This is a genomic window from Nostoc sp. WHI, from assembly GCF_015714725.1.
In the GTDB taxonomy this organism is placed as follows: Bacteria; Cyanobacteriota; Cyanobacteriia; order Cyanobacteriales; family Nostocaceae; genus Nostoc.
In genome coordinates this window covers 1-13,035 of record NZ_WBKM01000354.1, presented here as the reverse complement: position 1 = coordinate 13,035, position 13,035 = coordinate 1, and the positions used below count along the sequence as shown (strand labels likewise).

Below are 13,035 nucleotides of genomic sequence, written 5' to 3'. Positions count from 1 at the left end.
AGGAATATTTTTAATCCTAAAATAATAACTTCTAATGTCTACTTTAATCCTATATTTTTTTGTATGATTGTACACCAGGAGTCAAACTAATCAAATCGTTAATATTGCGTTTCATTGTCTCGCAAATTGCATCTAAAGGTAAATCATTGGCATCATAACCAAAGGGGTTTTCTATCTCCAAACCGATGGCTTCAATACCAAAGACGGTAAACCCAACTAAAGCAGAAATTAAACCTGTCCACCAACCCAGATTCTCTACTATTTGAAAGGGTAGCAGGAAACAATACAGTATTAATAATTGCTTAAGATGAATGGCATAAGCTAATGGCATAGGTGTTTTTAAAATACGTTCGCAAGCACCCAAATTATCCACTAGATTATTCAATAATTCTTGCATAGATGTTAACTGGTAGCTATTAAGGCAATTGCGATGATACTGCTGCTGTAAATAATCTCCTATCCAAAAGGCAACCTCTATGGGGGGATTATTCATAATCTTCAGTTTTATGTACTTAGTAGATGGCATTAATTCTTCTAACTCGCTATTGACAGCTTCTCCTCGCAAATGTAATTTAGTTGTCACAGCAAAAGCTATCAATAAGTTTAATGCCGTAATTTTATTGTCTTTATCTTCTGGTGAGATTTCATCAATTGATACCCAAATTTGCCGCGCTAGATTTCGGACATTGTTTACTATAGATCCCCAGCATTTTCTACCTTCCCAGAATCGCTCATAAGCGGTATTTGTGCGAAATACAAGTAACAAACCTAAAACAATACTAGGAATAACACTTCCTAAAATAGGTTGGGATACAGGCACGTCAAAATGGTAAAGTATAGAAATCAAAAATCCGAAAGCTCCACACCATAAAATATGTTTGTAAATTGCTTTAATTACCGAACCTTTAAGTTGGAATGTAGTGCGTAGCAATTTCAGTTTTTCGGCTGTCATGCAGTTACCCTAAGATAATATTTAGCGAAGCGATATATCAAACATCAGATACTTTAAAAATAATAACTATATAAATAGCATAATTGGCAAAAATAATACTTTAATAAGTAGCCTTGGGAAGGAACGGGATATATTTGCGGCAATGACTGTATCCTACCTTGTGTTATATAAGAGTCAAAAGCGATGCCTACGGCTGGCGATGTCTACGCGGCTAATTGTAAAGAAATATAAATATTTCTCGGTGGCTGAATAAATCCCGCGCTTCACCCCGATAAATTGATAGAAAAATTACGGAACCATTGATGATCGTCATACACCATTAATCGGTAGATGTACCTCAGTAAATGAAAAAGTTCTACCCTGTAAAAATCCTGCCCTGTAAATTCAACGTTTAGACATAACTAAGTAAGTTATGTCTTTTTTTTAGGGATTGTCTCAAAACGGCATCGAAATCATGGGTATAAAAGAAAGTAACCTGCTGTTCAATTGGCGGATGATTAGACATAAAATACATTTGAGTATATACCCCAACGACATTTAGCGATCGCATAGGTAAAAATTAGTTGATGTTAGAAACCTGTTACTACTCCAGAATGCCTTAAACGCATCTGGAGTTTCTTTTTGGAAAAAGCGACCAAAATTTTCAAAATCATCCAGACATAACAAAATACGGCTGAATAGGGATGTATACTGAATTATCTATATCTAACACGGAGCGTCACTTGTTGATGTACTCCTTCGTCAAACAACCTTGCAAAACAGCCTCAGATCATCTGGGGCTGTTTTGCGTTACTTCAAATAGAAAAGGTGTATAAACGAGAAGCAAAGCAGTGAGGGGGTTGCAGTCTTCTCCCGTCTCGTAGAGAAGGGAAGACACTAAGAGCATCTGGCGGTTCCCGTCGTTAGTGAGTCTTGTCTAGACTCCAGTGAATATTTTACTTTTTTATAGATTGATAGAATGAAAAAACAGAATAAGTAAAACAAAATATGACTGAAACAAAACCAACCCGCTCGCGTTGTCGGGGTAGGCTATTCCCAGAATACACAATATCACCAGAAGAACTGGCCAGACGAAAAGCTGAAAAAGATGCTCGTGGCAAAAAAGCTCGTAGTTATTTTGATCAAATTTGTCCCCAATTGATAGATAAATACTACAATTGGTTCATTACTATTGAGCCAAATAGTGGTAACTATTTTATTGATCGAGATATAGAAGTTGCTGAAGAAAAAGCACATCAAAAGTATCCTAGCGGCTGGCTTGTAACTTTCCGTCTCAACGAGACAGGAGTCTGCGACAGGATATGATTTCAGGTAGTTTCGGTGAAATTGGTGAGCTAATTTTTGAAATAGAGCTTATTGCAACTGATGGAGGAAAGTTTTCTTTAGATGTTTTATTAGATACAGGGTTTACTACAGGCCTGTTGGTACTTGATACCCAAGATGCTGAAAGTTTAGGATGGGATTTGATTGAACGTAATCGCACGATGCAGATGGCACGAGGTGAGGAATTATTTGACATCTATCAGGGAATACTTGTACTTGATCAACAAGAGTACATAATTCCTGTTGTGGCATCTTTAGGAATTCGCGAACCTCTGCTGGGTTTACAATGGTTAAAAATGTTGCCACTGGCTGTAAATTTTGCAGCAGGAGTATTGACGCTAGGATAAATATAAAAAGCGATCGCTCCTAAATCAAAGGAGTATTATTAGTGATTATTTCCATACTCTTTGATATGAAAAGTGCGACCACCCTTCATATAAATGCTTATTTCGTTGTATACGTCACAAAAATATCCTTTTTCATCTCTACTTCCGCCGGGGCATCTGGATTATAAGTTGGTGATAATAAAAAACTAGCAAAAGACGGTAAAGGAACTCCAGTTTTGGAACTACATGAGGGATATAATAATGTGTAAAATGGTTCAGCTACAGAAGGAGTACCAAGTTTAACACCCATAGGAATTGCTAAAGCTTGAGCGCGACTTTGAGCGTCTTTCATAGCTGATTGATAAACTGAACTCTGCAAAGCCTGACAGTCATTTACTGCGTACTCAACGCCTACGTTCTTGATGGAAAGGTTTTCAATTTTGCTCGTGGACTTGTTTGCAGTAGCAACAATTTCCTGGACGCGATCGCGTGTTGGTTTTTCTAATCTCACCAATATTTTGGCGTTATTTTCAGTGGAATTATTGTTAATTTGTACCTGAATTTTATCAGCACTAATTCCTTTGGCAACTAGGCTATTCACCACAGGCTGAAGGATTGCTTTAGTTAGTGATTTTGATTCTACAGCTATTTTGTCATTTAAGAGTAGAGTTAGCGAGGATAAACGGCGCGCTTCTGGGAAGGCTGATGGTTGCGTTTCTAACTCATTTTTGCTACCTTCGCTACTGAATACCAACTCAATATCGGCTGTATCTGCTGGCACTCTCACTACCCCTTGACCGATTACCATTAATGAATGGCGATCGCTTGCTGGCGGGTAAAATAATTGGGCATTTGTGACTTTGGGTGTTAAAGCTTCTACCCCGATAGTCACGGTAATACTTAGCATTAGAGCAGTTATTTTTCTCATGTCCTGGGAATGTTCTTTGAACTTAGTAATTGTCAAAGTTTACACCTCAAGAGCGATATACTTAATCCTTCATCCTAATAATTAACTAAAACTGAAGAAGGAAATAGGTTACAGAAATCAAATGACAAAGGATGTATCATCAAGGACAAAATGGCTAATAGTAGAATAAGGTACAGAAAAGCTGCACAGAAGGGAGGAAGGGAAATTGGATGAGATGAGAGCGGCGCTAGAGTTAGCGACCGAAGAAGAATTGCAAGATTTAACGGCAATTTTATTTAGTCGTAAGTTTAATCCCCTAGATTATGTACAGACACCCGAACCCATCGAAGTGCAAAGCCAAGACCGCAAAGCTTGGCTAGACTCACTAGAAGGACGCTTTCGCTTTTTGGCGGCAGATGGGATGACGGTATTGCGGGGACGCACAGAGCAGGTAACTTACCGACAAGCGTTAGTTCAAGTATGTAAGTATCTAAAAATCCCCTATTCTAATCAGCTACCAACCATTGATTTAGAAGCAGAAGTATTTTTGCATCTGCTGGGACAAGTGTGGAAAAACTTGCCTGAACAGGAAAAGCAAAAATTGACTGTACGGGTGCAGCATCAGCTTGTCAAATCAGAATTAAAACAACCGCTACCACTTTTATTGCAACGTGATCCCTTGGGGTTACTTTTCAAAGGCGGTAGTGCGATCGCTGTTACTTCCATGCTCCAGCCACTCGTGCTTAAGCAAATTGCCCGTCAATTTGCCATCCACTTTGCTACCTATGAAGTAGCGAAACAATCGGCAATTAAAGGCTCACAAGCAGCTACAACGCAACTTCAAAGCTATGTAGTGATGCAAATGGCGCGGCGGGGTATGACTTTGAGCGCAGCTCGTTATGGGGCAGCCCGCAGTATGTTTGCCGTTATTGGGCCGATGATGTGGACTTGGTTTTTTGCGGACTTGGGGTGGAGAGCGATCGCTACTAACTATAGTCGAATCATCCCTACCATCTTCACCTTAGCTCAAATTCGCCTCACTCGTGATGAATGTTGGGAGCCAGCTTGAACAAGGTTTTTTACTATTTCAAGTCTCGTTGGCAATCCTCTTGGAACTACTCTTTATGGGCACTGTTAATCTTCCCATTGAGTCCTTTGTTGGGGGCGGTGACTATAGGTTTTGTCTCATTAATAACTTGGGTGAAACAATACCGCAAAATTAGCCGCCGCCCCCTCAACCGGGGATTTGCCCTTTTGAGTGTGTTGCTAATCATAACTGCTGGATTTGCTCAGGACAAAATAGCAGCTTTCCTCGGCTTATTTAATTTATTACCATTCTTTTTAGTTTTTGCTGCCCATAGCACTCTGATTAAAACATTTACCCAATTGCGGCAAATGTCTTGGATTGTGGTGATCAGTTCCATGCCGGTGGTGATTATCGGCTTGGGGCAGTTATTTTTGGGCTGGAGTTTGAAGTTTCAGTTTTTGTGGATTGTTTTAGATTGGGCGATCGCACCAGGAGGAAATCCACCAGGGCGCATAGCCTCACTCTTCTTGCACGCTAACACCTTTGCAGCTTATCTAGTGATAGTTTTCATCCTTGGTGTAGGGTTGTGGCTGGAAAACTATCAGCAATTAAGAGTCAAGAGTCAAGAGGCATTTTCCGCCAATCTCTCCCTTATCTTCCTAACTGTGGCGGTGATTACAAATTTTATCGCCTTAATTTTCACCAGTTCGCGTAATGGGTGGGCGATCGCTATTTTTGTCTGTTTAGCTTATGCACTCTACCAAGGTTGGCGTATTCTTGTAGGTGGGGTCGCTGCGATCGTCGCTAGCATACTTTTGGCAGCTTTTGCTCCTTCGCCAGTCGCTCAATTTTTTCGTCAGTACGTTCCTGCTTTCTTTTGGGCAAGGTTAAATGACGATATGTATCCAGATAGACCAGTCGCTTTAATGCGAAAAACTCAGTGGGAGTTTGCCTGGTCTTTAACTCAGCAGCATCCCTGGACTGGCTGGGGCTTACGCAGTTTTAGTGGACTCTATAAAGCGCAGATGCAAATTCCCTTGGGTCATCCCCACAACTTATTTTTAATGTTATCTGCCGAAACTGGTTTTCCAAGTACTTTTTTATTTTGTGGCTTACTCAGTTGGATTTTGATTACAGGCATCCAATTACTGCGAAAGTCAAAATATATAAATACGGAAGACAGATTAATATTTTTTAGTTATCTTCTAGCCTTTGTTGGGTGGATTCTACTCAATACAGTAGATGTAACTCTATTCGATTTTCGTTTAAATACGCTCTCATGGTTAATTTTGGCTGCCCTTTGTGGAGTAGCACACCGCCATAACCAACAAGACAGGCTTACATCTGATCAAAATTAGTTAGGCGTTGAGAATAACCATTAATACGCTTCGGATAAGGTTTCTTGAGATCACAAAGACGTGATAAATCGCCGTCTTTACAAGAATTAATCCTTTGTAGAGACGGCGATTGATCGCGTCTCTTGCCTTAACCGAACCGTATTGGAATAACCATTAGTTCTTTTTCAGTGTATACACTGGGTACATTTAGAGTTATAAGTTAATAAGATTACTATGTGAATGTAACTAATACTTAATTAGTTACAGTTGCTGATTGTTGGGAAGGTGTAGGGACAATCCTTTGGGGTTTTCCTGCATGACGGGCATCTCTCGTAGATGCCCTTTTGTATATTTATTATTTTTCTTCAGTTAATAACAATTTGAAAAAAGAATGCGACAAATAGATCATCTGTAGAGACGCGATTCATCACATCTTTACCCAAGGATGTGTTGCAATCATTAATTGAATTGGTATAAGCACAATTTAAAAAAGTATTGAATTTGACCGAATCGCTGAAAAGTTTTTATCTTTCATCAAGGAACATAGAACATGATTGCTGAAATTAAACTAGGTCTTTGTAACCCGCCAGAACCTATATATTTGTACGTAAAAAAAGGAGAATTAACCGGCAAATCCTATCTGTGGTATAACTACGACAATAATAATAAAATAACTATTCCTGTGCAACAAACAGGGCTGACTGGGTATATATCCAAACTTAAATTAACGACGAAAGAATTTAAGGAAAGAGACAACCTTAAGTTAGACATCGTTGTTAGAGCAGATGAGATTTATATTGTTAGGACTGGAATAGAAACAAACTTTGCTAAAAGTTTCCTTTTAGCTGTATCGCTAGTTCAGGACTTTTCCAAGCCCCTGGTTATCGCTGCAACTGCTGGAGAAGAGAATGTGGTTTTTTGTAACCTCTATGACGCGGCGACTAAAACCCGGATTGACTATGAATGGAATAAAGATGCTGATTGGCTGGCAATCATTGATAGTGTTCAAACTAAGTTGCAGACATCTAAAAATTCCCATATCGTCTCTGGTGAGCCAATACTGTTCTGAATAACTGAGGAATTTGGAAAAGTAATACTAGTTTTAAAAAAGAATACAGCACATGGACAAAAGCCTGCTCTAATTCCTTTCAGAGTGAGCTTAAGATGTGATTTTTAGCTATGGCTCTAAACCTTGACGGCGTTTTTCTTGGATAACTTGTTGTAGTTCATCTACTGAATTGAGACGTTTGCCATTAGACTGAACGTGTAATGCTAGGGCATGAATTGCTTCGGTATCGCCACGATTTTGTAAGACATAATCTCGCAATTGCTTGTGTGTCATTTCTCTAAAGTTAGGCTTATTCATAATCAACCTCTCCTTCTGGATTAATTACTACAACTGTCTCTTCACCTGCTATTACTACGATGTTATCTGTTCGCTCATCTAAGGTAAGTAGGTAAACCGGGAGATACATTTTACGAGAATCACTTTACACAATTGGTGGAACAGTAGGTTAACTACCTTACTCATAAGCTTTCCCTGGATGTGTTTACCACCTAGCAGCTTTTCACCCTGTTCACTGACGTTAGCTTTGAGTGAGTCGCGGTAGTTAATCAGTTCCTTGGTCAGTTCGTTCTCTGGTAGCCTTCCAGTTTCTACACCAGTTAAAACGTACTGCCAATGGATATTTTATAGCGATTTTCGATTCGAGTTTTCCCGGCGGGGGAAATTTCGAGCCTTTTAGCTAACCATCCCCACAGAGGGGGTAAAAATCCCGCAGTGGAAACGCTCTTAGTGTGAGCAACTTCTGGAAACTGCCAAGCGAGAAGCTGCCTAGCATAATTTACAATTGGCGATTGCACACGGTTAAGGTGTTCGAGTTGCTGGCACAGATCACGGAGTTCATCAATCGGTTCTGGCCGATGCATGAGAAAATATCTCAGGTTAATCTCTCCAGTTTCTAGCCGATGATCTGGATCGTGACCGTAAGCGGCCATTGCTAAAGCGTCAGCCGGGTCACTTTTATTCGGGAGATTTTTACCTCCGCGATAACGGCGCAGTTCCACATGACCAACCCAGAGAATTTTGATTTCCAATTTATTGAGGATGGATGCCCACAGTCTTGAGTAGTGGTTTCCAGTTGGTTCAAGAATTGCGTAATCTGGCTTGATTTCTGCTAGATAATCTGCAAAGTCAAAAGCTGATTTTTGTTTCTTCTTAGCATCAGGATTGGAGTAAAAAGCCGGATATAAACTTGATGATTTATTTCTTGTTTTATTCCAATATGCTTGTAATCCGCCCTTGGGGTATTGTGTTAAAATGTGAGTGGTTATACTCGATTTGCTAACATCAATTCCAAGAATTGTTAATTCTATTGTCATGGTTCTGCGATGCTTAAATGGTGGTTTTCACGGACTGGCATCCGTTGGTTTACCCGAACTTAATAGCGCACGAATCACCCTAACGCCCCACACGCTTAGGGGCGCGATTCAGGAGTAAACGCATTCGGGGAAGATTAATTAGAGAAGTGCCGCGCATGAACTTGAAAACGCCACAATTCAGGGGCGCAATTCGTCTTGAACGCTGCACTTTCTCTAATTAACTCAAAGGAAGAAGATATTGTTGATGTATAGCAATCCTAAATGAGTCGTGAAAAATATAAATAAGGAAACGAACCGCCAAGAACGCCAAGGACACAAAGGGAAGAAAGAAGAAAGAGATATAGAATTTTCACAAATGATTTAGGACTGCTATATATGTTGGCAAATTAGGTAAAACAAGCGATATCGGTTTATTTCGAGAAACACGACATAAATTCAATGTTGAACAAAAGTTTATTGGTGACAAAGCTTATATTGGAGATAATGCAATTACTACACCATATAAAAAACCAAAAAAATCAGAGATTTCACAACTACAAAAAGAACAGAATAAACGATTATCTTCACGGAGAATTGGTGTCGAACACATGATATGTCGAGTGAAAATATTTCGAGTAGCGAGTGAGAAATTTCGTTTATCTCGTCATCGCTATAATCAGGTAATAATGGCAGTATGTGGACTTGTCAGATTGCGACTTAATTGCTCATGGTTTTTATCTGTTAATAATTGAGTTTATCGGGGAGAGAATAAATTTTTATTCTTTCTATCTTTTCCTTGCTAACTAATAAATTAGCTCGATTAATTCCCCTAAAGCCTTATTGTTGCGTCCACCAAGCGCTTGCGTAGCTTGCCGCCGTAGGCATCGCTTGCCATCAAAATCGCTAAAACCATTGTATAGTAAGCATTTCATATTTTCGGATAAGTCTAATGGATCACAGAACATGGTTGCTGGTAATGGGGTGCTGAGTGAGGAAATCTGGGGATGGCGAAAGTAGCGATCGCTCTTATGAGGTTAGTCTATCGTCTCCCAAATCGATTGATTATCCCAAGATTACCGAAAGCCCTGTTGGTGTGGCTTGTTGCAGTGATCAGTGGCGTGTTGGTGGGAAATCTGGCGCAAAAATTCGGTTTGGGATCTGAAAATTCGGTTTGGGAGTTTTTGTGTTAGAAAAGTTACTGCTGAGGGAAAACTTAAAACAAGACCTTGTGTTGAATAAACTAAGGGGATTCAGGTCAGAAGAAAATCGCAGCCGTCGTGAATTGACTTAAATTCTTGAGGGGTAAGTATAGTTAACCTATTTCAAGATTAAGTCACACAAGACTAACTCCACTGGGATGAAGCAGTAAACCCAGGCAATACAATGTTTACAAATATCAGTAAAAGTTAGAGTACTAAAAACATGAGTATAAATATTGAAGCAGTTCAACAAGCAATCTGTATCCCCAACTTCAAAAGAATAGATCTACTTGAAATTGCCTTAACTCATCCTTCACAAATTTATGAAAATTCCAATAATCGACAGCAGCAAGATAAACAGGAGCGCAATTATAGAAGATTGGCAATTTTGGGTGATGCTATTTTAGGTACTGTTGTAATTGACTATCTATATCAAGAATATCCAGGTTTTAATCAAGAGGAAATTACTAATAGAAAAAGCCATGTTGTAAGTAGAAAAAACTGCTACAAGTTTGCAAAACAGTTGAGTCTGAAATCTTTATGTTTATTGGGAGGAAGTGAACGTTTCCAGGATGAAAATAAACAAACAGAGCTTTTTGGTGAGATGTTTGAAGCTTTATTTGGAGCTATATATTTACATTACGATAGGATTTTGTCTCTAGCTAGCGAATGGTTAATCAATTACTTCATCAAATCTAGTGTTAATGATTTCCTCCAATCCAATCAAATCTTAGAAGATCCGTCAGTAGACTATTTACAAGCTATTAGTTCACTCAGTATCGATGAATCACTTAAACTTATAAAGCAGATGAAGGAAGAAGCGGATGCTTTAGTTGCACAAGATGACAAATTGCAGAGTCTATTATCTTGGATAGATAAGAAATCATCTTTAGTTAGCCCTAACTATAAATATACACAAGTTAAAGCTTTTTATCTAGCTCTCATGCGTATATTCATTCTTGGCTTTGTTCGGAATTCTAACCCTAATGAAAATATTAATAGCCAAGTTCGTACCTTTTTTGATAGCTTTAATCGTGTAAATAATCTTGGACTTGAACTTTCTTTTAAATTTAACCCTACTTTTGATCCAGCTAATATCATTGCATCAATATTGATATTGGATATTGAACCTAAACTTAAGGAAGCTTTGCAAGAATTAAAAATAGAATTACCTAATCCAAAAACAGAACAATTAAGATTTACTGAATGGCGGCAAGCTCATGGTCAAAATTGGCTTGATAGAATAAAACAGGTAATTGGTTATGATTTAGTATTAAGCAAATATCAAAAGGAATTATTGAAGCAATATTATGACAAAAATTTATTACTCATGGAGTGTATAAATAAGAGTCAATTAGCTATTGAAGAAAAACAGGAGATTGAAAAAACTTTATTTTTACCTACTCAAAGCAACGATGTCTAAATTGGGTGGCGCTAGATATAGGAATAGTTCTCATTTTTTAGTAGCCGCGCTGTCCTCAACCCTACAAGTTTATGGCAGTTTTACCTTTCAATGGCTTGTTTTGTTGGGGGATATCAATTGTTTACTACAGGTCGCTTGAATATTTAGACTTAATTAACCTTGATACACCGCTTTACGACTGGCTATAAATTACACAAAAACACTAATAGCTCCAATGACTTGAAAAAGTATATTTACAGCGTCATTTAACACTGTCTCATTTGAGTCATTAATAGCTCCAATAACTTCAAAAAGCACATTAGCTGTTTAGCTTAACTGGTTTATTAATAAGCGGCTTCGGTTGTCCAAGGAAATCGGCTCAAGTCCGGGTGTTGGGCTTCAAAAAAAATGAACTCGTTCTCGTCCCAGTCGAGATGAAGGGTAAGACGGATTTCATCAGGGTCTAATCTTTCAACACTTTTGCCCCACCAACAGTTAGCACCTGTTAGCTCCCAGTTGTAAGATTCGGTGTAAATCTCTGCAATTACATTTATATCGGTTTTAGATAGCTTCAAATTCTTTATTTAGTGATAAATCTCACGAATGCCACTATAAGGCTACTCTTGCCTAACTTTTGAAAATTCTCTAAGTTAGACGTGGCTATCCTTCGCAGAAGGGCTAGTTCAGGCGATCGCGCTCTTGGCGGGGAGCGATCGCTTCATCTGCCACAACCTAAAGGTGTGCTGCTGGCTGGCCCACCCGGAACAGGTAAAAGTCACTGCGCCAAAAACATCGCTAATATACTTAACCTACCACTTCTGCAACTCGACATTGCCTCAATGCTAGGTTCATTAGTTGGCGAGTCCGAAGGTAATGTTAAACGTGCACTGAAAACAGCATCCGAGATCGCACCTTGTGTCTTGTTTATTGATGAGGTCGAAAAAGCACTTTCAGGTCAGGGCGATACTTCAGGTGTTAGTCAAAGGATTCTTGGAACTTTGCTTACGTACCTCGAAGCGATCGCCGCGAACACCACAAAGTTTTCAGGGGCAGAACTGGAAACCTGCTATGGTACGGCAGTAGACTTGCTCACATGAGGTTTTGAGCCAGTCTAAAGGGTATTTTTCCATAGCCATTTGTATTATTCCTCCGTAGGTATTGCTGATTCGTCTACTAAAAATGTTTCCCAGTCAACCGTTTCGATATCTAACACATCTTTCAATCCATTATTTTTGAGTATGTCTGCAATTAATTCACTAACCGTAGAGTGATTGATCGCTGCTTCTTGTTTCAAGTCCTGACAAACTTCTCGCCAATTCCCATCGCTGGAAACCCGATCAATCAAAATTGCTTCTGCCATACGAGTTTTGCTTACTCCTCTGGTGTGTCCCCATAGAATCAGGCGTATCTCCTTAACTAAAGGAAGGTTAACGGAAAATCTTCGATCGCGTTTATCTGCCATATTTATGATGCCAATTAGATTCCATAATTATACTTTTTAGCGTCCTATCCTCTAATTTTAATGCTTAATCGAATAAATGGATGCTAAAATAACACCATTAGTTATATAAATGGAAGCATATGTGGAAAAATTCAGCAATTTCTTCAACCCTATAATATAGAAGCCACTGATGATGAAGTCGCTAACCTCTGCGCCCAAGTTGATGCTGACATCGACCAATTGACCGATCAACAAGCCCAAGCGATCGCTACTCAGATTCTTGAGCTTAGGCTTGCGTCCGGGAAACTGGCTACCAATAGCAAGTCTAAAAATGGCAACGGCAAGTTAGGTAAAAACTCCCCACGCTGCAAAACTACTCCCCCATTACAAGGAGCGATCGCTCACGCATCTCAGGTTTCAAACCAAGAAATTCAATCCTTGGAAGATGTTCTCAACGTCGGGATTGATGCTTACACAACTGATAAAGCAGACCAGTTGTTATCAACGATTCGCAATGCCCCCAAGGACGTGGTGAGCAAGTTTGTCTCTAAAGCGATGGAGGAAGAAGCTGATGTAGAATCCTTTCGTCAAGTCGGTAACGAACTCGTTGAAGGGATTTTCGGTATTAGCTTGGCAAATGCAGCCGAGTAAATTTTTGGGATTAGCGGCAGCATTGAATATGCTGCTGCTGACGATCATTTTGGGAGTGGCAATTCATGGAGCAATACAAAGAACGGACAAGACAACAAATCAATATTCA

The 13,035-nt window shown here is 39.3% G+C and carries 16 protein-coding genes and 2 pseudogenes; 10 read left to right on the top strand and 8 right to left on the bottom strand.

Annotated features, from left to right (window positions below):
* Positions 1–49: 49 nt before the first annotated feature.
* Positions 50–952 carry a bestrophin family protein gene (locus F8S12_RS36340; protein ID WP_196521188.1) on the bottom strand — a complete coding sequence of 301 codons (903 nt, stop codon included), beginning with the start codon at positions 950–952 and terminating at the stop codon, positions 50–52.
* Positions 953–1,939: 987 nt separating this feature from the next.
* Here F8S12_RS36340 and F8S12_RS36335 point away from each other — a divergent pair.
* A complete protein-coding gene (locus F8S12_RS36335) occupies positions 1,940–2,257 on the top strand; it encodes a hypothetical protein (RefSeq protein WP_196521187.1) in 318 nt (105 codons plus the stop codon).
* Positions 2,254–2,622 carry an aspartyl protease gene (locus F8S12_RS36330; protein ID WP_196521186.1) on the top strand — a complete coding sequence of 123 codons (369 nt, stop codon included), beginning with the start codon at positions 2,254–2,256 and terminating at the stop codon, positions 2,620–2,622. Before F8S12_RS36335 ends, F8S12_RS36330 begins: the two co-directional genes overlap by 4 nt.
* A 97-nt stretch (positions 2,623–2,719) precedes the next feature.
* On the opposite strand, the gene F8S12_RS36325 is transcribed toward F8S12_RS36330, so the two are convergent.
* Complete coding sequence (locus F8S12_RS36325; protein ID WP_196521185.1) at positions 2,720–3,565, bottom strand: SIMPL domain-containing protein; 846 nt, start codon at positions 3,563–3,565, stop codon at positions 2,720–2,722.
* A gap of 169 nt (positions 3,566–3,734) precedes the next feature.
* Between F8S12_RS36325 and F8S12_RS36320 the strand changes: the two genes are divergently transcribed.
* The 3 genes from F8S12_RS36320 to F8S12_RS36310 all read left to right on the top strand — a co-directional run bounded on the left by F8S12_RS36320 (position 3,735) and on the right by F8S12_RS36310 (position 6,941).
* Positions 3,735–4,577 carry a YaaW family protein gene (locus F8S12_RS36320; protein WP_196521184.1) on the top strand — a complete coding sequence of 281 codons (843 nt, stop codon included), beginning with the start codon at positions 3,735–3,737 and terminating at the stop codon, positions 4,575–4,577.
* Complete coding sequence (locus F8S12_RS36315; RefSeq protein WP_196521183.1) at positions 4,559–5,893, top strand: O-antigen ligase family protein; 1,335 nt, start codon at positions 4,559–4,561, stop codon at positions 5,891–5,893. The genes F8S12_RS36320 and F8S12_RS36315 overlap by 19 nt, the downstream gene beginning before the upstream one ends.
* A gap of 529 nt (positions 5,894–6,422) precedes the next feature.
* On the top strand, positions 6,423–6,941 hold the full coding sequence (locus F8S12_RS36310) for a hypothetical protein (RefSeq protein ID WP_230968518.1): 519 nt from the start codon (positions 6,423–6,425) through the stop codon (positions 6,939–6,941).
* Positions 6,942–7,049: 108 nt separating this feature from the next.
* Here F8S12_RS36310 and F8S12_RS36305 read toward each other — a convergent pair whose 3' ends face one another.
* The 3 genes and pseudogenes from F8S12_RS36305 to F8S12_RS36300 form a co-directional block, all read right to left on the bottom strand.
* Positions 7,050–7,238, bottom strand: a complete 189-nt coding sequence (locus F8S12_RS36305; RefSeq protein WP_196521182.1) for a DUF6887 family protein — start codon at positions 7,236–7,238, stop codon at positions 7,050–7,052.
* Positions 7,231–7,347 carry a DUF6888 family protein gene (locus F8S12_RS42565; protein ID WP_442946850.1) on the bottom strand — a complete coding sequence of 39 codons (117 nt, stop codon included), beginning with the start codon at positions 7,345–7,347 and terminating at the stop codon, positions 7,231–7,233. Before F8S12_RS42565 ends, F8S12_RS36305 begins: the two co-directional genes overlap by 8 nt.
* Positions 7,317–8,254 (bottom strand): annotated as a pseudogene (locus tag F8S12_RS36300) (IS110 family transposase). The gene F8S12_RS42565 and the pseudogene F8S12_RS36300 overlap by 31 nt, the downstream one beginning before the upstream one ends.
* 371 nt (positions 8,255–8,625) lie before the next feature.
* Between F8S12_RS36300 and F8S12_RS36295 the strand changes: the two are divergent.
* Positions 8,626–8,985 (top strand): transposase family protein, encoded by a 360-nt coding sequence (locus F8S12_RS36295; protein WP_196521225.1) that lies wholly within the window; start codon positions 8,626–8,628, stop codon positions 8,983–8,985.
* Between the two features lie 51 nt (positions 8,986–9,036).
* Here the strand turns inward: F8S12_RS36295 and F8S12_RS41865 are convergent, their stop codons facing one another.
* Positions 9,037–9,165: a hypothetical protein gene (locus F8S12_RS41865; protein ID WP_269144870.1), complete on the bottom strand. Its 129-nt coding sequence runs from the start codon at positions 9,163–9,165 to the stop codon at positions 9,037–9,039.
* 72 nt (positions 9,166–9,237) lie between these two features.
* Between F8S12_RS41865 and F8S12_RS36290 the strand changes: the two genes are divergently transcribed.
* Entirely contained in the window at positions 9,238–9,423 is a 186-nt protein-coding gene (locus F8S12_RS36290; protein ID WP_196521181.1) for a hypothetical protein, read from the top strand.
* A gap of 232 nt (positions 9,424–9,655) precedes the next feature.
* The gene (locus F8S12_RS36285) at positions 9,656–10,855 is read left to right on the top strand and encodes an NACHT C-terminal helical domain 2-containing protein (protein ID WP_196521180.1); all 1,200 of its coding nucleotides are present in this window, start codon (positions 9,656–9,658) and stop codon (positions 10,853–10,855) included.
* A 323-nt stretch (positions 10,856–11,178) separates the two neighbouring features.
* On the opposite strand, the gene F8S12_RS36280 is transcribed toward F8S12_RS36285, so the two are convergent.
* Positions 11,179–11,409 carry a hypothetical protein gene (locus F8S12_RS36280; protein ID WP_196521179.1) on the bottom strand — a complete coding sequence of 77 codons (231 nt, stop codon included), beginning with the start codon at positions 11,407–11,409 and terminating at the stop codon, positions 11,179–11,181.
* A gap of 135 nt (positions 11,410–11,544) precedes the next feature.
* On the opposite strand from F8S12_RS36280, the pseudogene F8S12_RS36275 reads away from it, so the two are divergent.
* A pseudogene (locus F8S12_RS36275) lies at positions 11,545–11,898 on the top strand (AAA family ATPase); the annotation flags it as partial.
* Positions 11,899–11,975: 77 nt separating this feature from the next.
* Here the strand turns inward: F8S12_RS36275 and F8S12_RS36270 are convergent.
* Complete coding sequence (locus F8S12_RS36270; RefSeq protein ID WP_190882069.1) at positions 11,976–12,296, bottom strand: hypothetical protein; 321 nt, start codon at positions 12,294–12,296, stop codon at positions 11,976–11,978.
* 219 nt (positions 12,297–12,515) lie between these two features.
* On the opposite strand from F8S12_RS36270, the gene F8S12_RS36265 reads away from it, so the two are divergent.
* Complete coding sequence (locus F8S12_RS36265) at positions 12,516–12,926, top strand: hypothetical protein (RefSeq protein ID WP_196521178.1); 411 nt, start codon at positions 12,516–12,518, stop codon at positions 12,924–12,926.
* The last annotated feature ends 109 nt before the right edge of the window (positions 12,927–13,035 follow it).

Coding starts and splice junctions, on each gene's coding strand:
- F8S12_RS36335 (WP_196521187.1), top strand. CDS start 1,940: ATGACTGAAACAAAACCAACCCGCTCGCGTTGTCGGGGTAGGCTATTC.
- F8S12_RS36310 (WP_230968518.1), top strand. CDS start 6,423: ATGATTGCTGAAATTAAACTAGGTCTTTGTAACCCGCCAGAACCTATA.
- F8S12_RS36340 (WP_196521188.1), bottom strand. CDS start 952: ATGACAGCCGAAAAACTGAAATTGCTACGCACTACATTCCAACTTAAA.
- F8S12_RS36305 (WP_196521182.1), bottom strand. CDS start 7,238: ATGAATAAGCCTAACTTTAGAGAAATGACACACAAGCAATTGCGAGAT.
- F8S12_RS36290 (WP_196521181.1), top strand. CDS start 9,238: ATGGCGAAAGTAGCGATCGCTCTTATGAGGTTAGTCTATCGTCTCCCA.
- F8S12_RS36330 (WP_196521186.1), top strand. CDS start 2,254: ATGATTTCAGGTAGTTTCGGTGAAATTGGTGAGCTAATTTTTGAAATA.
- F8S12_RS36270 (WP_190882069.1), bottom strand. CDS start 12,296: ATGGCAGATAAACGCGATCGAAGATTTTCCGTTAACCTTCCTTTAGTT.
- F8S12_RS42565 (WP_442946850.1), bottom strand. CDS start 7,347: ATGTATCTCCCGGTTTACCTACTTACCTTAGATGAGCGAACAGATAAC.
- F8S12_RS36315 (WP_196521183.1), top strand. CDS start 4,559: ATGTTGGGAGCCAGCTTGAACAAGGTTTTTTACTATTTCAAGTCTCGT.
- F8S12_RS36285 (WP_196521180.1), top strand. CDS start 9,656: ATGAGTATAAATATTGAAGCAGTTCAACAAGCAATCTGTATCCCCAAC.
- F8S12_RS41865 (WP_269144870.1), bottom strand. CDS start 9,165: ATGAAATGCTTACTATACAATGGTTTTAGCGATTTTGATGGCAAGCGA.